Annotated in this window: 5 protein-coding genes; 4 read left to right on the top strand and 1 reads right to left on the bottom strand. The window is 66.6% G+C overall.

The window, feature by feature from the left end; genetic code table 11:
• Nucleotides 1–70 precede the first annotated feature (70 nt).
• A complete protein-coding gene (locus ACFY1H_RS42265; protein ID WP_386955812.1) occupies nucleotides 71–5,980 on the top strand; it encodes an RHS repeat-associated core domain-containing protein in 5,910 nt (1,969 codons plus the stop codon).
• 1,196 nt (nucleotides 5,981–7,176) lie between these two features.
• On the opposite strand, the gene ACFY1H_RS42260 is transcribed toward ACFY1H_RS42265, so the two are convergent.
• Nucleotides 7,177–8,313 carry a recombinase family protein gene (locus ACFY1H_RS42260; RefSeq protein WP_386955811.1) on the bottom strand — a complete coding sequence of 379 codons (1,137 nt, stop codon included), beginning with the start codon at nucleotides 8,311–8,313 and terminating at the stop codon, nucleotides 7,177–7,179.
• Nucleotides 8,314–9,010: 697 nt separating this feature from the next.
• On the opposite strand from ACFY1H_RS42260, the gene ACFY1H_RS42255 reads away from it, so the two are divergent.
• The 3 genes from ACFY1H_RS42255 to ACFY1H_RS42245 all read left to right on the top strand — a co-directional run bounded on the left by ACFY1H_RS42255 (nucleotide 9,011) and on the right by ACFY1H_RS42245 (nucleotide 20,497).
• Nucleotides 9,011–9,508 (top strand): BMP family ABC transporter substrate-binding protein, encoded by a 498-nt coding sequence (locus ACFY1H_RS42255; protein ID WP_386955810.1) that lies wholly within the window; start codon nucleotides 9,011–9,013, stop codon nucleotides 9,506–9,508.
• A gap of 489 nt (nucleotides 9,509–9,997) precedes the next feature.
• Nucleotides 9,998–10,444 carry a hypothetical protein gene (locus tag ACFY1H_RS42250; RefSeq protein WP_386955809.1) on the top strand — a complete coding sequence of 149 codons (447 nt, stop codon included), beginning with the start codon at nucleotides 9,998–10,000 and terminating at the stop codon, nucleotides 10,442–10,444.
• 9 nt (nucleotides 10,445–10,453) lie between these two features.
• The gene (locus ACFY1H_RS42245) at nucleotides 10,454–20,497 is read left to right on the top strand and encodes a LamG-like jellyroll fold domain-containing protein (protein ID WP_386955808.1); all 10,044 of its coding nucleotides are present in this window, start codon (nucleotides 10,454–10,456) and stop codon (nucleotides 20,495–20,497) included.
• Nucleotides 20,498–20,517: the final 20 nt, after the last annotated feature.

The following is a 20,517-nucleotide window of genomic DNA, read 5'->3' as shown; positions in this document are numbered from 1 at the left end:
GTCGGCGGGTGGCTCGAGCGGTGACTTCACATACTCGGTACCCCTCCGTGTCCCGCCTCCTGCCGTCGGCGTGGCTCCGAAGGTTGGGCTCGGGTACTCCTCCGGAACGGTCGACGGCCGGACCAGCGCGACCAACAACCAAGCGGCCGCCCCGGGCGACGGCTGGGAGCTGTCCGCGGGCGGGTTCATCGAACGTCGCTACAAAGCGTGCGCCGAGGACCTCGGTGGCAGCCAAGGTGATCGCAAGACCGGTGATCTGTGCTGGGCGACCGACAACGCCGTGCTGCACCTCAACGGCGTGTCGTCGGAACTGGTCAAGGACCAGAAGACCGGTGTGTGGCGACCCAAACAGGACGACGGTTCGAAGATCGAGCGGTTGACCGGCGCGGTGAACGGTGACAACGATGGTGAGCACTGGAAGGTCACCGGCAACGACGGCACCCAGTACTTCCTGGGGCTGAACCGGCTGCCTGGTTGGGTGGCCGGCAAGCCGGAGACGAACTCGGCGTTTACCGTGCCGGTGTTCGGCAACAACACCGGCGAGCCGTGTGCGAAGAGCACCTTCGGCGAGTCGTGGTGCCAGCAGGCGTACCGGTGGAATCTCGACTACGTACTCGACACCAACGGCAACGCGACCACCTACTACTACGACACCGAGACCAACTTCTACGGCCGCGACATGGACCCGGCCAAGGGCACGTCCTACGTCGCCGACGGCAGCGTTCGCCGCATCGAGTACGGGTTGCGTGCGGGTGCCCTGTTCGCTCCGGCACCGGCGCGGGTGTGGTTCGACACCGCCGAAAGGTGCCTGCCGACGAGCACGTTCGCGTGCAATCCGGACCAGCTCACCAAGGACACGGCGAAGTCGTGGCCGGACGTGCCGTTCGACCGGATCTGTGCGGCGGGACAGACGTGTGACAACCGCACGTCGCCTGCGTTCTTCAGCCGGAAGCGGCTGGTGAAGGTTCTCACCCAGGTGCGCAGCGACGATGTCAGCGGTGCCGCGCAGTGGCGTGACGTGGATCAGTGGACGCTTCGTCACGAGTTCCCCGACACCGGCGATGGCTTGTCGCCGGCACTCTGGCTCGCCGGCATCCGACACACCGGTCTCGCGGGCACTACCAAGCCCGAGGACGGCATCGCGTTGCCGGAGATGGTCTTCCACGGCCTGGCCAAGGCCAACCGAGTCACCACGCCCGGTGACGGGCTGCCTCCGATCACCCGGTACCGCATCGAGCGTGTCCAGAACGAGGCCGGCGGCATCACCGAGGTCAAGTACTCCGATCCCGAGTGCGTCTCAGGTGAGTCCATGCCGGCCAACCCCGAGACGAACACGATGCGGTGCTTCCCCAGCTGGTGGCTTCCGGAATTCGGGTACGACGCGGTGCTTGGCTGGTTCCACAAGTACGTCGTCACGGCCGTCACGGAGGACGATCGCACGGGTGGATCGGCCCTGAAGAAGACGTTCTACGACTACCCCGGCGGGGCCGCTTGGCACTTCGACGACGCCGAGTTCTCCGACATGGCGCAGCGGACCTGGTCGCAGTGGCGGGGATACGGAGAGGTCCGTACGACCGTCGGTGAACCCGGTCAGACGCAATCCGTCACGGGCGAGCGCTTCCTGCGAGGTATGGACGGCGACCGCCTCCCGAACGGAGGAAAACGGCCGGTCACCGTCGAGGACTCCGAAGGTGGGAAGGTCACCGATGCTGAGGCTCTGGCGGGCTTCAGCCTGGAATCTCAGTCCTATGACGGGCAAAAACTCGTCTCCGCTTCGGTGAAGGATCCGTGGTTGTACGGCCCGACCGCGACAGCGGGAGACGAACAGGCGTTCATGACCAACATCGCCGCGACCCGGGGCAGGACGCTGCTGGGCGACGGCTCGTGGCGACGGACCACGGTCACGAACGCCTTCGACGACCACGGCAACGTGATCCAAGTTGAGGACCTCGGCGACACTGCGGTACAAGGCGACGAAACCTGCGCGCGGACGAAATACGCCGTGAACGACGCGGCGCACATCCTGACTCGTCCGGCATCGGTCCGGACGATTTCTCTCCCGTGTTCGGCGGGTGAGGGTGGCCCGGCTGACGTGATCAGCGAGATCCGCCAGAGCTATGACGGTGCGGGCCCCGGCGTGGCGCCGTCGAAGGGCAACCTCACCGCGACCGAGCGCTGGACCGGCAGCGAATGGCAGCTCACGCAAGGGACTGCCTACGACGAGTTCGGCCGGCCCACCGAGGTGACCAACTCCCAGAGCGAGAAGGTCACGACGACCTACTCGCCCGGCCCGGAGTTCGGGCTCCACACCGTGGCGAAGAAGGACCCGATGGGGTTCACCTCGACCACGACGATGGATCCCGCGCACGGTCTCACGACGTCCGACGTGGACATCAGCGGCCTACGTGCGGACCTGGACTACGACGCTCTGGGGCGAGTGGTGCGCAGCTGGGCTCCCGGCCGCTCCAAGGTGGACGGCAAGCCGCCGACGAGCACCTACGAGTACGAGTACCACGTTGACGCACCGACGGTGGTCACGTCTTCGTCGCTGCAGGAGAACGGCAAGTACACGACGTCCTACACGCTGTACGACGGACTCCTTCGGGAACGCCAGACGCAATTGCCGGCGGTCGGCGGGGGACGGATCGTCAACGACTTCTTCTTCGATTCCCGGGGCTTGCAGGCGAAAGTCAACGGTGCCTACTACAACGCGGACGCGCCGGGCAAGTCCGTGCTCGGGGTCCTCGACAACGCCGTGCCCAACCAGACTGTGACCACTTTTGACGCTCTCGCGCGTGAAACCGCAGTCGTCTTCCGGTCGCTGGCGGTCGAGAAATGGCGAACGACCTCCACCTACGAAGGGGACCGTGTCACGACCGTGCCACCCGTCGGTGGGACGACGACAACGGTCCTCCGCGACGCACACGGCCAGGCAACCGAAAAGCGGCAGTACCACGGCCGTGACGTCTCCGATGACTACGACAGCACCAAGTACGAGTACGACGTACGTGGCCTGCAGACCGCCGTAATCGGGCCGGATGGAGCACGGTGGTCCTACGAGTACGACAAGCTCGGGCGCAAGGTGTCCGACCACGACCCCGATCACGGCGACACCCGGTACACGTACACAGCCCTCGACCAGCTCGAGACCACGACCGACGCCCGGGGAATGATCGTCCGAACCGAGTACGACAAGCTCGGCCGCACCACGGCGCAGTTCGAGCGCAGTGGCCCGGACGCGACCGAAGCGAAGGTCGCGGACTGGACGTACGACCACATCAAACCGGGCCTCACGGACAGCTCGACGAGCTACTCTGACAACAAGGCTTACACGAAGAAGATCGTCAGCGTCGACGCCGCCAATCGGCCAACGCAGACGTCGGTGGTGGTGCCCGAGGGCGAAGGCAAACTCACCGGCACCTACACCTTCAAAACCGCCTACGACCCGAACACGGGCCACGTCATCTCCCGCACGCAACCAGCCGCGGGCGGACTCGACGCCGAGTTCATCACATACTCGTACAACGAACTGGGGTTGCCGACCGAGACACTCGGCACGGAGACCTACGTTCCCGAACACCTGTACTCGAAGTACGGCGAGACGTTGCGCCTGACCATGGGCGAGGGCTCGAAGAAGGTCTACACCTCGATGTTTTACGAGGAGGGCACACGGCGGCTCAACGGCGTCGACGTGCAGCGCAACCTCGAGAGCGGTACCTACCTCGCGAAGCGTTCGTTCGAGTACGACCCCGCCGGCAACATCACCCGGCTGGCCGACACTCCACCCGGTGCTCCGGCCGACGTCCAGTGCTTCGCTTACGACAGCCTGAAGCGGATGACCAGCGCTTTCACGCCGGCCAGCGCGAACTGCGCTGATCAGCCTTCCGTTGCGGGGCTCGGTGGCGCTGCTCCGTACTGGCACGAATACCAGTACGACAAGGCCGGCAACCGGACCTCGGAGGTCGACCACGCAGCGGCCGGCGACACGACGCGCACCTACGCCTACGGCGGTCCTGACGGTTCGCAGCCGCACACCCTGCGGTCGGTCACGGAGAACGGGCCTCGTGGCACGGCAAAGGACACCTTCGGCTACGACGTGCTGGGTAATACGACCAGCCGGGATGTCGCGGGCGATCCGCAGACCCTCGACTGGGACGCTCAGGGGCGGTTGGAGAAGGTCACCGAGCATGACGGCCGTATCTCGAAGTACGTGTACGACGCTGACGGCGAGCGGCTGATCAAGCGCGAGTCCGGTATCACCACGCTCTACCTCGATGGCATGGAGCTCGTGCTCCAGAACACGACCAAGGAGCTCACCGCACGTCGGTACTACGACCACGGCGGCGCCGACGTCGCCGTGCGGACATCCGAGAACGCCGGCGGTCTGTCCTGGCTGATGGACGATCACCAGGGCACGACGTCGATGACCGTCGACGCTCGCACGCTGGAGGCCAAGTCCCGTCGGCAGGACCCGTTCGGTAATCCGCGTGGCGATCAGCCGTCATCGTGGGCCGATGACAAGGGCTTCGTCGGTGGCGCCAAGGACGAGAGCGGCTTGACGAACCTCGGCGCACGCGAGTACGACCCCGAAACCGGACGCTTCATCTCCGCCGACCCGGTCATGGATCTCGACGACCCGCAGCAGCTCAACGGCTACGCCTACGCGAACAACTCGCCGGTCACGAACTCGGACCCGAACGGCCTGTTCTGGAAGACGGTGTCGGTCCAGAAGCGGATAGCCGTCACCGTCATGCTGTGGGCGCTGGTCGCGGCCTCATTGTTCTTCCCCGTGCTCATGCTGGTCGCGGTCACCTACTGGGTCGTGCAGGTATTCGTCTACCGCATCTGGATCGACCCGCCGTGGGGCATCGGCGGGGGCGGGGACACGTCGGCTCACGACCAGGCGCTCAAGGACGCCGGCCTGAGCCAAGCCGAGTACGAGGAGGCGAAGAAGGCCGCCGCGGACAAGCGCAGCTGGGTCGACATCGCCATCCAGGTCGGCGGCGACATCCTGCAGGAGATCATCGGTGTGAAGGGCATCGTCGACAACTGCATCAAGGACTTCAACCTCGCTGCCTGTGGCTGGGAGGTGCTGACCGCGCTGCCATGGGGCAAGATCCTCAAGGGCGGGAAGATCGTCGAGAAGATAGTCACAGCGTTCAAGGACACGATTTCGTGGATCCGGCGCCGAGACAAGGCAATGGCCGACCTGCGAGCCGTGGAGGCCGCGGAGCAGCGGTTGTCGAGCGTCCGCGGCTGTAACAGCTTCGCTGCGGGGACCCTCGTTCTCATGGGAGACGGCACCAAAAGGCCGATCGAGGACGTCAAGGTCGGCGACAAGGTCCGCAACGCCCAGCCCGACAACAGCAACACCGAGATCCACACCGTTACCGCCCTGCACATCACCGACACCGACCGCGACTTCACCGACGTCACCATCAGCACCCCAGCCGGCCCGAAGAAGATCACCTCCACCGCACACCACCTGTGGTACGACGTCACCACCCACAACTGGACCGACACCACCAACCTCAAGCCTGGCGACCTGCTCGACACACCCGGCAACGGCCACGCCGCCATCCAAACCCTCCACCGCTACTCCAGCAGCTTCCGCACCTACAACCTCACCATCGACACCACCCACACCTACTATGTACTCGCCGGCGCCACACCGGTACTCGTCCACAATTGCGACGTTGATGAAATTTCGCAGAACATCGCCGATCATGCAAATGGAGAAGCGCTGCGCCCTGACGGGAACGGGACGCACTTCGTTCGCGGAGTCGATCCGAAGGTGCTCAACTACTATGTAGATGGCGTTGTCAACCAGCAGGTTCCCAATCTGGAGATCAGGTACCTTAGGCACGGGCGCGTCGGCTATTGGGACCCGGATAAGGCTGCGGTGGTGATCGAGGATGGGGACGCCGGCACAGTCTTCACTCCTAAGGAAGGAAAGACGTACTTCGATGATCTCAAATGATGGCAGCGATGCTGAAACTCGTCCCTCTCCCGAGTCTCTGCGCATCACGTCCGATCAGTTCAAGGCGTTATTCCAGACCTTGAAAGAAGCACCGAACCTCCCCGACCGGCTGCATAGGAAGCTGGCGGAACGAGTTGGCGACGTAACTTCCGCAGTGTGGGCTGCGCGGGAGATTAACAGAAGTCTTGGCGGTGCCACCATCGTCAATTTGCTGATAGGGGCTCCGGAATCGGCTGTCGAAGAGGGCGGCCCTGGAATTTCTTCGTCTGTTAGTCCGCTGGAGTCGCATAAGGAAATCAATGCGTTCGTGGACCGTGGATTGCTCCGATCCTGGGGGGTGCTAGTGGAAACGGTTTTCGAGGCCTTCAGCGAGCGCGAGCTTTTCCTTCGTACCGGGTACTCCCGTGGAGAGGTGGAGCGAGCCTGTGGGTGGCTCTTCGGCTGGTTGAACTAAGGGATGTCTCGCAACCCGGCGTGGGTCGGTTGGGGTGTTGGTTGATCATGGTGTGGCGCAGGTGACTCGGGGCGCTCGATGAGCCCACCGGGAGCACATCCATGATCGGCCAGCCAGTCGTACGGTCCACAAAGGAGGACACCCCCGCTGGTCGGCAGGCATGTCGAGTAAGTGGGCCGCCAGGGGCTCGAACCCTGGACCCAGGGATTAAAAGCGGGTTCACCTCTGGTGATCTTGAGTCGGGCGGCGATTGTAGGGCTTCTACCTGCGGTTATCTCGCTTTTGAGATCAGGTTTGCGGTTGCTAATGGTCGTTCTGGGCTCCGTTATGTCTCCGTTCTTCCTGCCGTGCTCAGATGGGGACCGTCGGTGGTATTCGACCTTGGGTTCACCTCGTCCGCAGGGCTTCGACAAAGGATGACCGCGATGCGAGTGCCTCGCAGGAGCACATCGACCCGCCTTCGCCGATTCCCGCCCGGTACCGGCTGATCGACGACGAATCGAAGACCCCGGCGGTGTTGCGCACGCCGGACTGCGACCTCCGGGCGGGTGCCCGATCTTCTGGTTCGGCGCCATCACGGTAGAAGTGGCTGCTGATGACGCCGGCGGTGCGGGGCCGGGATCCAGGTGCCGGTACACACGAAGATTCTCTCAGCAAGGTCCGACAGAACTAACCGCGTCGGGGAGTCATCCCTGCAGCTGTAGACGTGTGGTTAGCGTGCAAGATCGTCTCGGACACAGTATTACCCCACGGATCTCGGAGCGCGATCTTGTGGCTGGCGCGGTCTTGGCCTAGGTCGAATCGATCTCCTGTAGTCGCCATCTCTTTGATCTCCGAGCCGAGTGTTGATTTCGTCGACGAGATGGTCCTCGCGGATGTAGAGGGCTCTCGGCCGCGGTTGGCCTGCGCGTTGGGTGCTGGTGTGGCCATGGCGGCATCGGTAGGTCGGGCGCCCGTGGTTCCAGTGCGAGTCCAGTCGTCGGTCGCAGACACCGCAGTGGATCAGGCCGGCCAGGGCGAACCGGTGAGTTTGATCGTCACTGGACGGTCGAGCCGCTCGGATCTGCTGGGCGGCGAGGAAGTCTTGCTCCGTGACGAGGACTGGATGCGCAACCTTCGCCGACAACGCCGGCATTGACGCTGGGCCGCGGGTGTCGGTGGCGCGGCGATTCCAGGCTTCTCGGCCGGTGTAGCGCGGGTTCGCGAGGATCACGGCTACGGTGCGCAGCGTCCAGGCGTTGCGGGTTCGGTGCCGGTTGCGGTCAGGGTCGGCACTGGATGGGCAGGGGACACCGCGCTCGTTGAGGTGTCGCGCGATGCTGGCGACGCTGTGGCCGGCCAGGCGCTGCTGGAACATCCACGCCACGTGTGGCGCGGTTCGCGGGTCGGGAGCCAGTCGCTGTAGCCGTCGGCCCCAGCGGGCGTGCGCGGGGTTGGGGTGCGGGCCCGCATCGACGAGCCGGTAGCCGTACGGTGGTCGTCCGCCGAGGTAGCGGCCTTGCTGGGTGGCCTGGTTGTGCATCGCCGCCAACACTCGGTGGCGAGCGCGGAGCACTTCGCGCTGAGACTGGGTGGCTAGTAGCGACAGCAGTGCCCGGTGGTCGCGGTTGGCGAGACCGACGGGGCCCCCGGTTTCGGGCAGCCAGAGCTGAATGCCGTGCCGGGTGCACCAGGTGTACAGGGTGGCGAACTGGGTGCCGGTGAAGGCGCCTTCGTACTCGCCGACCACGATCGCATAGATCGCGGACTCCGGGCTGGAGGCCGCGGCCACGAGCCGGGCAGCCTGGGGTCGTTGCCGCCATGGGATGCGGCGTGACGTGCCGGTGTCGAAGTAGGCAGCGATGATCTGACCGTGGCTGGCGACGAGGTGGTCGGCCATGTCGCGCTGCCACCCCTGTGATGACACGCGATCTTGATGGCGGGTGGTCGAGGTACGGCCGTAGAAAGCGAACTGCAAGCCACTGCCGTGGGTCGGGGCGGGCAGCGGTGGTTGCCGGTTTCTTGCCGTTCATCCACTGCGCCAGCAGGTCGACCGGGCCAGCAGGTGGTGCGGCCACGCGACGCGGGGGCGGGTGCGGTGGTATCACGCTGGACGGATGTCGCGGCCGTTGTGTCATGACGGCGCGCTCCGAGCCGTTCATCCGATCAGCGCAGTCGCGACGCGTTTTCGAGATCTGTATAACGCCCTATGCGGCGACGCTCTACACCAGTCCCGATATTTGCTGGGTCCGCATGGCGAGCTTGCCGATTGAGGACGTTGAGGCAGCCTCGACGATGACGGATGCGTCCGGAACTCACGCTGGCACAACGCCGGGGCCGACGCGGTGCTTACGGTCCGCTCGCTCCTGCTCGCAGTTTCGACTCTGGCCGGGTGGTCTGGCGCCGTGCGTGGCGTTGAGCGCGGGTACCGGAATCGCGGTCATCGACGGCACCCGACACGTGCCGGGCGCGTCCGGGCCCACTCATCGGTCCGGTCGGCCGAGGCAAAGGCCTTGGGGGTTCGTCTACGCTCTGCGCTCGATCCGCGGCTCAACCCGAGTGGCGGACTTGAGGCGTGACAACGAAAGGTGGCGGGGATGCGACGGCGATGGTGGGTGGCAGCCGCAGTGGTGGTCGTCGGAGTGTTTGCGGCGGTCGTGTTCTGGCCCGCGGGCAAGGGGGACGACCTGCCCCCACCGCGTGCGCGGGTGTATGCGGATTTTGCGATGTGTTTGCTTACAGGGCCGCAGGGTTTGGCGGAGCCGGGGGTCGGCCAAGTCTGGGACGGGATGCAGGACGCGTCGGCCGCGACGAAGGCGAAGGTGTCATATCTCGCTGCGGCCGGCGCGAAGTCGGAGGCGGCCTATCTCCCGTATTTGAACTCGTTGTTGCAGCGGCGATGCAACGTGATCGTCACAACCGGGTCGACTGCGAACGCGGTTGCCGCCCAGCAGGCCAGTGGTCATCCGCAGGTGCGGTTCGTGGCCGTCGGAGGGACCGCAGCTCGCGATCTTGTTGTGGTCAAAGCAGATGGTGGTCGTGACGCGGTTGCCAAGGCTGTCGTCGAGGCTGCGCGAGATGTCGGTTTTGGCTGACATGACGGTTTTTCCGGGAAGCTGTCACGATTCAGCGGTTGTCCGGTGTGTTTTACGTCGCTCGGATTAGGCGCTTCGGAGTCTTTTTCTTGAACCCGTTGCTGTGGTCAGATTTCGCAGCTGATTCGGGGATGGACTTCGAGGGAGGCCGCGGGTGCGTCGCCGTTCTGCGCGGGTGGTTGCTGCTGTCATTTTGCTGGCGCTGGGCCTGTCTTTGTGTACGGGTTCGGCCACGGCCGCCGAACTGGCGCCGGGACATCTTCCGTTGTCACAGTTGGGTTCCTGGCTCAGTTCGCTGTTCTCGGGTTCGCCGACGTGGGGGGCGACGCCGCAGCAGGCGTCCGGGACCGCGGCAGGTGCGCCGCATTTGCGTCCACATCGGATACTCGAGCGCCCGGCGGGGCCGGCCGAGCACGGGGAGCCGGGATTGGTGAACTTCCCGCTGCCGCACCGAGTGGCCGGAAAGTAACTCCCGGGCCTGGTGGTGTGGTGTCGACAGGTTTCGACGCCGCGACGAGCAAGCGGGACGCGGTCAAGTCGTCGGCGACGATGAACTACTTCACGAACGCCGACGGCTCGGTGACCCGCGACTACACCCGTGGCCCGGTCAACTTCCGGGACAGCACGGGGGGTTGGCGTCCGATCGACACCTCTGTGCACAAGGGAACAGACGGTCGGTGGCACGAGTCGGCGAACTCGCTGGGAGTCGATTTCGGAGGTTCGGCGGACGACCCGGCGCTCGCGACCCTGCGGATCGACAGCGGGCACTCCCTGGCCTACGGCCTGAGCGGGGCGCGGTCGGTCGTGGCCCAATCCCGTGCGCACGACGTGCTCTACCCGGGCGTCCTGGCAGATACCGACCTGACGCTGGAACCCACGGCGGCCGGGGTGAAGGAATCGGTGGTGCTGCGTTCCGCGGCGGCGCCGAACTCGTGAGTGTTCCCGTTGTCGCTCACCGGCCTCAGCCCGCGGCTGGAGCCGGACGGGTCGGTCAGCCTGCTTGACGGGGCCGGCGTGGTCCGCCAGACCGTGCCGCGTGGGTACGCGTTCGACTCGAAGGTTGACCCGGTCTCCGGGGTGCCGGCGACGACCTACGGGGTGCGCTACGAGCTGATCACCGCGGACGGCGGGCCGGCTCTGCGGGTGACCCTGGACTCGCAGTGGCTGGCCGACCCGGCACGGGTGTTCCCGGTCACCGTGGACCCGACCTTCAACGACACGCCGAGTTCGACCTATGCCGAGAAGGGCGCGGACGGCGACCATTCCAACGAGAAGACGATCAAGATCGGCTCCTTCAACTCGGGACCGGATTCGGCGAACTCGTTCCTGAAGTTCCCGAAGGACATCGACGGCTCGCAGGTGCAGGTCAACTCGGCCACGCTGAAGTTGTTCGACTCGTGGGCATCGACGTGCACCGCCGAGCGATTCGATGTCGCGCCGGTGACGCAGTCCTGGACCCCCTCGACGGTCACGACGTATCCGGGGCCGACGTTCGGGGCGAGCATCGGCAACGTCACGCCTACGGTTCCGAACGCCTGCGCGAACCGCGGGGCTGATCGGACCGTGGGCGACTGGGTGAGCGTTCCGCTGTCGACGGCGACCTTCAACGGCTGGGCGAACGGCTCGATCGCGGACAACGGGCTCGCCGTGTACGCGGCGACCAACGATGCCTTGCACTGGAAGCAGTTCGACTCCTGGCTGATGAACAGCGGCTATCAGCCGGTGTTGTCGCTGACGACGACGTTGAACGTGCCGCCGGTCGTGGACTCGGTTTCGCCCGGTGCGAGTGGCGTGACGCCGAGTCTCGTGCCGTTCCTTTTCGCCACCGGGCACGACATCGACAACGGGCCCACGACACCGCTGAAGTACCGCTATCAGATCGCCGACTCCGCCGGTGCGACGATCGCCGATTCGGGTCTGACCACCGAGGGCACGTGGCGGGTGCCTGCGGGAAAGCTGAAGTACGGCCAGACCTACTACTGGGCCGTGCAGACCTACGACGGTGCCTCGTACTCCGCCGACCCGCCGTGGAACCCGCTCACCGTTCAGGTTCCGCAGCCGCTGATCACGTCGTCGTTGTCGCAGAACAGCGATGTGCACGGCGTCGAACCGAGCATCGGTAACTACACGACCAGCGCGACCGACGTCGAGGTGCGGACGGTAGGCCCGGCGCTCTCGGTCGTGCGGGACTACAACTCACGTGACCCGCGCTCGAGCGGCGCGTTCGGCGCCGGGTGGTCGAGCGTGTTCGACGCGCGTGCGGCCGAGCAGTATTCGTTCGACGGGTCGGGCGCGGTCGAAAGCGTCCTCGTGACGTACCCGGACGGGTCGGAGGTCGGTTACGGCAAGAACGTCGACGGCAGCTTTTCCCCACCGCTGGGTCGGTACGCCACCTTCAAGGCGATCACCGGCGGCTACTCCCTGACCGACAAGAACGACACGGTCTACACCTTCACGCAGTCGCTGGGGTCCGGCGTTTACCGGCTTTCGTCCATTGCGGACGCGAACGGCCGGGCGGTGAACATGACGGTCACCGCCGGTCAGGTCAGTGCGATGACGTCCGCGGTCTCCGGGCGCTCTCTGCACCTCGCCTGGGTGACTCCTCCGGGCGCCACGGCGCCCCACGTCGCGTCTGTCGCGACCGACGACGTCACCCCGGGCGCGCCGCAGACCTGGACCTACCACTATTCCGGCGACCAGCTGACCAGCGTCTGCCCACCGGCCACCGCGGGACCGACCGACGGCTGTACCCAGTACACCTACGCCTCGGGATCGCAGTACCAGACCGAGGCGCTCGATCTGGGCCCGCACTCGTTCTGGCCGTTGGCCGAGGCCTCCGGGACGAAAGCGGCCAGCGCGGTGCTGGCGAACGAGGGGGTGGACGCGGGGACCTACTCCGGTGTGACGCTCGGGCAGCCCGGGCCGCTCGCCGGGTCGACGGCCACGTCGGCCGGGTTCAACGGAACCTCGTCCTCCCTGCAGCTCCCACGTGGCGACGCGTCGGCGCCGAACACCATGTCGGTGTCGATGTGGTTCAAGACCTCCGCCACCAACGGAGTCCTCTTCTCCTACAGCAACCTGCCGATCACCGAAGGCACCAGTCCCGGCGCTCACTACGTGCCCGCGCTCTACGTCGGAAACGACGGGAAGCTGATCGGCGAGTACTGGACCGGCGACACGAGCAAGACGATCACCACGCCGAGCCCGGTCAACGACGGCGGGTGGCACCACGTCGTGTTCACCCACTCGTCGACGAGCCAGGGCATGTACCTCGACGGCCAGTTCGTCGGTTCGTCGATCGGCGCGGTCCTGCCGATCGGGACGATGAACCGCTACATCGGTGCCGGTTTCCTGGGTGGCGCCTGGCCGGACGAGAACCACGCCGGCGCGGTCGGCACAGCCTCTTTCTTCAACGGGCAGATCGCCGACGTCGGGATCTGGGACAAGTCGGTGCCCGGCGTGTCGGAAATGCCGCTGTACCAGGCCGGGCGGCAGGCAGCGAGCCTGCTGTCGTCCATCACCCGGCCGAGCGGGTCCCGGCACACCACCGTCACCTACGACCCGGTGTCGGCCGCGGTCACCCAGCTCGGCGACGAGAACGGGGGCACGTGGACCTACGCGCCGCTGACCGTGACCGGGTCGAGCCAGGTTTACCGCGCCGCGGTCCTCGGCGCGCAACCCCAGCTCTACCAGCGGTTCGCCGATGCGCCCGGCGCCACCCAGCCGGCGAGTGAGGTCAACTACCGGCCCTCTACCTACGGCCCGGTGACACTCGGAGTGAAGGGGGCGTTCACTGACACCACCGCGGCGAGCTTCAACGGCACGAGCTCCGGCGTGACGCTGCCCGACCACATGGTCAGCGCCGCGAACACCGGGTCGGTCGAGCTGTGGTTCTCCACCACCTCGACCGCGGCCGGCGCGCTCTTCTCGACCGGTGGGTCACCCCTCGGCGCGCCCAACCCGGCCGGGGGCGCGATGCCCGTGCTCTACGTGGGCACCGACGGCAAACTGCACGGTCACTTCTGGGACACGACAGTCACGGGGATGGCCTCGCCGGGCAAGGTCAACGACGGCAAATGGCACCACGTCGTGCTCTCCGGCGCCGGCGCCAGCCAGGTCCTCTACCTCGACGGGCTGCAGGTCGGCACGGAAAGCGGGCAGATCGGCAACCTCGATCCGCTGAACTTCGTCGGTGCCGGTGTTTTCAACAGCAACGGCTGGCCGGCCGCACCCACCGGAACTGTCTGGAACTACTTCTCCGGGTCGATCGGGGAGGTCGCCTACTACCGGTCCGCGCTGTCCGCGGCACAGGTCGCGCAGCACTTCCTCGCCGCCGGCAACTCACAGGGCCTGGCGCCGATCTCGACCGCGACGATCACCGACCCGGGTGGCAAGACCTCGACCGAGCAGTACGACCCCGGTGCCGCCAACCACAAGGTCGCCGAGACCGACACCGCCGGCCACCGCACCACCTACGGCTACGACACGTCCGGCTTCCTGCACACCATCACCGATCCCAACGGCAACGTCACGACCACCGGACACGACGTCCGCGGCAACACGGTCTCGCAGACCACGTGCCAGAACCAGGCCGCCAACACCTGTTCGACGTCCTTCTACACCTATTTTCCGGACGACACCTCGGCGCAGCTGACCACCGCGGACCCGCGCAACGACCTGATGGTGACCTCCCGCGACGGCAGGTCGTCGAGCGCCACCGATCCGACCTACTTGACCACCTTCGGCTACGACACCGCCGGGAACCGCACCTCGGTGACGACACCGCCGGTGCCCGGCTTCGCCTCCGGACGCACAACCACCATCAGCTACAGCGACGGCACCGCGTCGTTCCCTGCGGCCGACAGCGGAAACCTCCCTGCCGGCCTGCCAGTGAAGACGACGTCTCCGGGCGGCGCGACCAACACGATCGCGTACGCCCACAACGGTGACGTCGCGTCCACCACCAACGCCGACGGACTGCTGACCAGGTTCACCTACGACCCGCTCGGCCGCGTCCTCACGAAGACCACTGTGTCGGACAGCTACCCGGCCGGCCTCGTGACGTCCTACATCTATGACGGCAACGACCAGGTCGTCTCGGAGACCGATCCGCCGGTCACGGACCGCGTCACCGGCGCCGTGCACACGGCCGTCACCACGAGCGAGTACGACCCCAACGGCAACGTCACCTCACAGACAGTCTCGGATGCGACCGGCGGTGACTCCTCCCGGACGACGACGTCGGCGTTCAACGACAAGGACCAGCTCGAGTCCACAACGGACGGCAAGGGCAACACGACGTCGTTCTCCTACGACATCTACGGCAACAAGAAGAGCGAGACCGACGCCAACGGCACCGAGACCGACTGGTCCTTCGACCCCGAAGGCCGGCTGCTGAGCCAGGGCGTCTGGTACACCGGCAACCCGGCCGACCCGCAACCGGCGACGTTCCTCACGCTCAAGTCGAACGCCTACGACCCGGCCGGACGCCTCGCGTCCGAAACGGACTCGATGGGCAACATCACCAAGTACGCCTACACCGACAACGGCCTCACTGCCAGTGTGACCCGCACCGATCCGACCGGCAGCGCCTCGTTCGTCGAACAGGCCAACACCTACGACGCCGCGGGTAACCCGCTCACCACGGTGTCGGCGAACGGCGCGAGCACGTCAGCGACGACCGTCGACGCCGCCGGGCGCGTGACGAAAACCGTCGACGATCCCAACGGCGCCGCGCGCACGACAACCGTGTCCTACACGCCCGACGATCAGGTCGCCACGAGCACACAGTCCGATCCTTCCGGCGCGAGCCGCACCGTCACCACCGGCTACGACCCGATGGGGGTGCTGACCTCACGCTCGTTGTCGGCCGATGGCGCCGGCCACCCGGTCGGCTGGTGGAAACTGGACCAGACCTCGGGCGCCGGCGTCACCGACTCGTCCGGTACCGGCAACACCGCTGCGGCGACGAACGTGGCGTGGGCCGATTCGGCGGCCACGTTCAACGGGTCCAACTCCGAGATCGCCACCAACGGCCCGGTGCTGAACACCGCCTCGAACTTCACCGTGTCCGCTTGGGTCAAGCCGACCGCGCTGACCGCCTCGTTCCAGACCTTCGTGGTGCAGAAGGCGTCCGTGATGAGCGGGCTCTACCTGGAGTACGACCCGGGAACGCACAAGTGGTCGTTCTCCCGCTTCGGCAGCGACGCGGCGAACGCACCGCTGTACCGGGCACAATCCGCGACCGCCGCGCAGGCCGGCGTGTGGACCCATCTGGTCGGCGTCTACGAGTCGTCCACCGGCGCGATGACGCTCTACGTCAACGGAGCCGTGGCGGGCACTGCGACGGATCCGACCCCGATGGCGTCGAACGGCCCGCTCGTGATCGGGCACGGCTGGTACGGCGGCGCGAACGGCAACTACACCAACGGTTCCGTCTCGAGCGTCCAGGCCTACTCCCGGGCGTTGTCGGCGGCCGAGGTTGCCGGTGTGTACAACGGCGGCCGCAGCGGCGGCACGGTCGCGTCCTCCGCGGCGGAGACCACGACGTGGTCGGTCGACCAGCGAGGCCTGCCCACGTCGATGACCGATCCCAACGGCAACACGACCACCTACGCCTATGACGAAGCCGGCCAGGCCGCGGTCACCACCGCGCCGACGGTGAACGCCGAATCCGGTGGGGGACAGGCCTCTCCGGTGCACCCGGTCAGCACCGCCGGGTACAACACCTTCGGAGAACCGGTCGAGGCCGTCGACCCCGATGGCAACCAGATCACCACCGTGTACGACGCGATCGGCCAGGCCGTGTCCGTCACCCGGCCCGACTACACCCAGCCCGGCACGGGCACACCGATCAGCGCCACCACCGTGCGCGCCTACGACAAGATCGGCCAGCTCACCTCCGAGACCGATCCGCTGCAGCACGTCACGAGCTACCTGTACGACCAGCTCGGCAACGTCGCACAGGTCACCAAACCCTCTGGCGCCAAGACGACCTACACCTACGACACCAACGGCGACCGGCTCTCGAGCACCGACCCGAACGCCGCCCGGCAGGAAGCGACCTACGACTTCCTGTCGCGGCCACTGACCTCGACCACCTTCGAGCGCTACCCCTCCGCGGTCACCTCGACCTCGACCAACTCCTACGCATCCTCGTTGGCCAACCCCGGCGGTGCTCAGCTGGCCTCGACGACCACCGCCGACGGCGCGGCCACGTCCTACAGCTACAACGGTCTCGGCGAAACCACGTCGGTCACCGACGCGGCCGGCCATTCCACGACCTACGCCTACACCTACCTCGGCGACAGGTCGACGACGACACTGGCCGACGGCACGTCCACGACCACCACCTATGACCCCGCGAGCCGCCCGCTCACCGTCACGAACAAGGACGCCTCCGGCACCGTGCTCACCCAGAGCTCGGCGACCTACGACGCCGACGGGCGCCTGGCGTCCAGTGTGGACGCGCGCGGCACCGCACAAACCTTCACCTACGACGCGGCCGGGCAGCTGACGAGCGAGATCCAGCCGATCTCGGCGACGTCCTCGATCACCACGTCCTTCGGCTACGACGCCGCAGGCAACCGGACCCGCTTCACCGACGGTCGGGGCAACGCGACGACCACGACATATAACTCGTGGAATCTGCCGGAATCAGTGATCGAGCCCGCGACCGCGGCCTACACCGCCGACTCCGATCGCACCTTCACCACGGTCTACGACGCGGCCGGCCAAGCGGTCACCCAGACCCAGCCCGGCGGCGTGACGGTGTCGGCCGGCTACGACGTCGACGGCAACCTGACGACCCAGACCGGCGCCGGAGCCGACGCCGCCAGCGGCAGCCGGACTTTCGGCTACGACCCCGCCGGGCGCATGACCTCGGCCTCGACCGCCGAAGCCGGCACCGCCGGTAACCCGGACCACCAGGCAGCCACGAACGAGACCTTCACCTACAACGACCGCAACGAACTGCTCACCGCCGCCGGCAGCGCCGGGTCCTCGTCGTTCGGCTACGACCGCGACGGCCTCATGACCTCACGCACCGACGCGTCCGGGACCAGCACCTACGGCTACGACACCGCCGACCGGCTGTCCACGATCACCGACTCGGCCACCGGCAAGGCCCAGACCCTGACCTACAACACCCTCAACCAGGTCAGCGGGATCACCTACGGCACCGGAAATGCGCGCACCTACAGCTACGACGCCCTGCACCGGCTGACCGGTGACACCCTCAAGACCGCGGGCGGCGCGTCGATCGCGTCGATCACCTACGGCTACGACGCAGACAGCAACCTGACGTCGAAGGCGACGTCCGGGTTCGCGGGCTCGGCCGCGAACACCTACACCTACGACCTGGCGAATCGGCTGGCGTCCTGGAACAACGGCACCACCACGACGAACTACGGCTACGACGCGTCCGGCAACCGCACCCAGGTCGGCTCGTCCACCTACACCTACGACGCGCGCAACCAGCTCACGTCGGACGGGGTGAACACCTACACCTACAGCGCTCGCGGCACCCTGCGCGAACGGGCCTCGGCCACCGATTCGTGGGTCACGACCTCGGACGCGTTCGGGCAGATGATCGTCCAGGGCACCCAGCAACTCGGCTACGAAGCCCTCGGCCGCAACCTGAACGACACCACCACCGCGACCGGCGCGACCACGACGTTCGCATTCTCCGGCACCGGCAACACCCTCGCCTCGGACGGCACGTCGACCTACAGCCGCGACCCCGGCGGCGACCTGGTCGGCATCAACACCGGCGGGGCCGGCCTGTTCGCCTTCGTCGACCAGCACACCGACGTCGTCGGCGCCTTCACCGACACCGGAACCACCCTGGCCGGGTCGAGCACCTACGACCCGTTCGGCAACGTCCTCGCCAGCCAGAACCCAAAGGGGCACCTGGGATACCAGTCCGGGTGGACGGAGCCCTCGGCCGGCACCGTGAACATGGCCGCGCGCTGGTACAACCCGGCCGTCGGACAGTTCATGAACCGCGACACCGTCTCCAACAACCCGGTGCCGAACCCGATGGAGGCGAACAAGTTCGCCTACGTCGACGACAACCCGATGACCGGCACCGACCCGTCCGGCCACGGCCTGTTCGACTGGGTGGGCGACGCGTGGAACGCGGTGAACCACTACGTGGTCCAGCCTGTCGTGCACTTCGTTCAGACCTATGTGGTCAAGCCGGTGGTGCACGCGGTGCAGGCAGTGGTGCACAAGGTCGCCGACGTCTACCACGCCGCCGTGCGCACAGTGAAAACGGTGTACCACGCGGCCGTGCGCGTGGTGAAAAAGGTGTACCACGCAGCCGTGCACGTGGTGAAAACCGCCTATCACGCGGTCGCGAAAGTCGTGAAATCCGCGGCTCACGCGGTCGTGCACGCCGCGGCGGCCGTCAACCACGCCGTCGCGTCGGCCGCGAAGAGCGTCGCCCATACCGTGGCCAAGGCGGCGGTGTCGACGGTGCATGCCCTCGCGTCGGCGGCGTCGCACGTGGGGTCGTTCGTGAAGGACCACGCTTCGACGATCGCCGGTGTCGTTGCCGGCGTTGTCGTGGGGGCGGCCTGCACCGCGGCCACGCTCGGCATCGGCGCGGTCGGCTGCGCGGCCCTCGGCGGTGCGATCGGTGGCGCGGTGTCCTACGGCCTGGACTGTCACAGCCAGGGCAACTGCTCCGTGCTCGGCGCGGTCGAGGCCGTCGGCCTCGGCGCCATCGGTGGTGCGCTCGGCGCCGGTATCGCCGGGTCGTTGGGTGGCCGCCTCATCGCGGACGCGCTGGACGGGGTGCTGCCGGAGGCAGCCACGCAAGGCCTGGTCGGGGGCCTCTCGGGCGCGGGTTCGGGTGGTGTCACCGGTGGGCTCGACTACGCCCTGCACTGCTCGGGCAGCTGTTCCCTCGGTGGGGGACTCAGGGCGGCCGGCGCGGGGGCTTTGGCCGGTGGTGCCGGGGGTGCGGCATTCGGCGCACTAGGTGGTCTGCGCAGTGCCCGTGGCCGTGCGCGGTCGGAGGACGACGCCTGTCCGATCCCGCACAGTTTTGTGGGCGACACCAAGGTGTTGATGGCGGACGGTTCGCGTAAGTCGATCGCGTCGGTGAAGGTCGGGGACAAGGTCGCGAACTCCCAGCCCGGCAAACCGGAGCTGGAGACGCATCGGGTCGATCGAGTCATCGTGACGCAGACCGACCACGACTTCGTGAATCTGAAGGTGAAGCGTGGTCGTGTGCGCGCGGCAGCCGGTCGAGTCGCGGCCGCGCTCGCGTTGGCGGTCGGTGTTGCTGCGGGTGGGAGTGTTCCGGCTGTTGCCGAACCGGTTTCCGACGCGCCAGCGGTGGTCACGACGACGTATCACCATCCGTTCTACGACGTCACGCGCTCCGCGTTCGTTGAAGCCGTGGACCTGCACGTCGGTGACGAGCTCCAAACCGCCGACGGCAGCAGCGCAGTCGTCACCGAGGTCACGCCTTACCACTCGACCGAGGTCACCTTCGACCTCACCGTCGACAACCTCCACACCTACTATGTACTGGCTGGCCCCGCGGCGGTTCTTGTCCACAACTGCGGTGGAAGAGTCGAGAATCTTGCTGCACGGACGATGGACCGTGCGGCGGCCGGATCGCGTAGGGAAGCGGGCAACTATCACGGGCGGCTGTCAGACGACCTGGAACTCGACATCATGGCGAATCCCGACGGGGTGTATCACTCCACGGGAAGCGGAGGGCGATACGTTTTCAGACAGGGTGGTAATGTCGTCATTACAAACGGTCCAGGGAGTAGAGCGGGACAGATCGTGACTAGTTACGGGCCGGATGGTCCCCGAGGTGCGAGTGGTGCCGCGATCTTCGGTGGTTCGCCGAGTGATCCTGGCCTTGCGGTCACTCACGAGATGATCGTTAACGGTCAAGTTGCCACGCCCGACGGTGGAACGCTGCCGCCAGCGAGAGAGATTTTTCCGGGCCAATGTACCTGCGACTAAACGGCGACGACGCGAGTTTC

It is taken from the genome of Amycolatopsis sp. NPDC001319 (assembly GCF_042896185.1).
Lineage (GTDB): Bacteria > Actinomycetota > Actinomycetes > Mycobacteriales > Pseudonocardiaceae > Amycolatopsis.
This window is presented reverse-complemented; position numbering and strand designations above follow the sequence as displayed.

Coding starts and splice junctions, on each gene's coding strand:
- ACFY1H_RS42255 (WP_386955810.1), top strand. CDS start 9,011: ATGCGACGGCGATGGTGGGTGGCAGCCGCAGTGGTGGTCGTCGGAGTG.
- ACFY1H_RS42260 (WP_386955811.1), bottom strand. CDS start 8,313: ATGGCCGACCACCTCGTCGCCAGCCACGGTCAGATCATCGCTGCCTAC.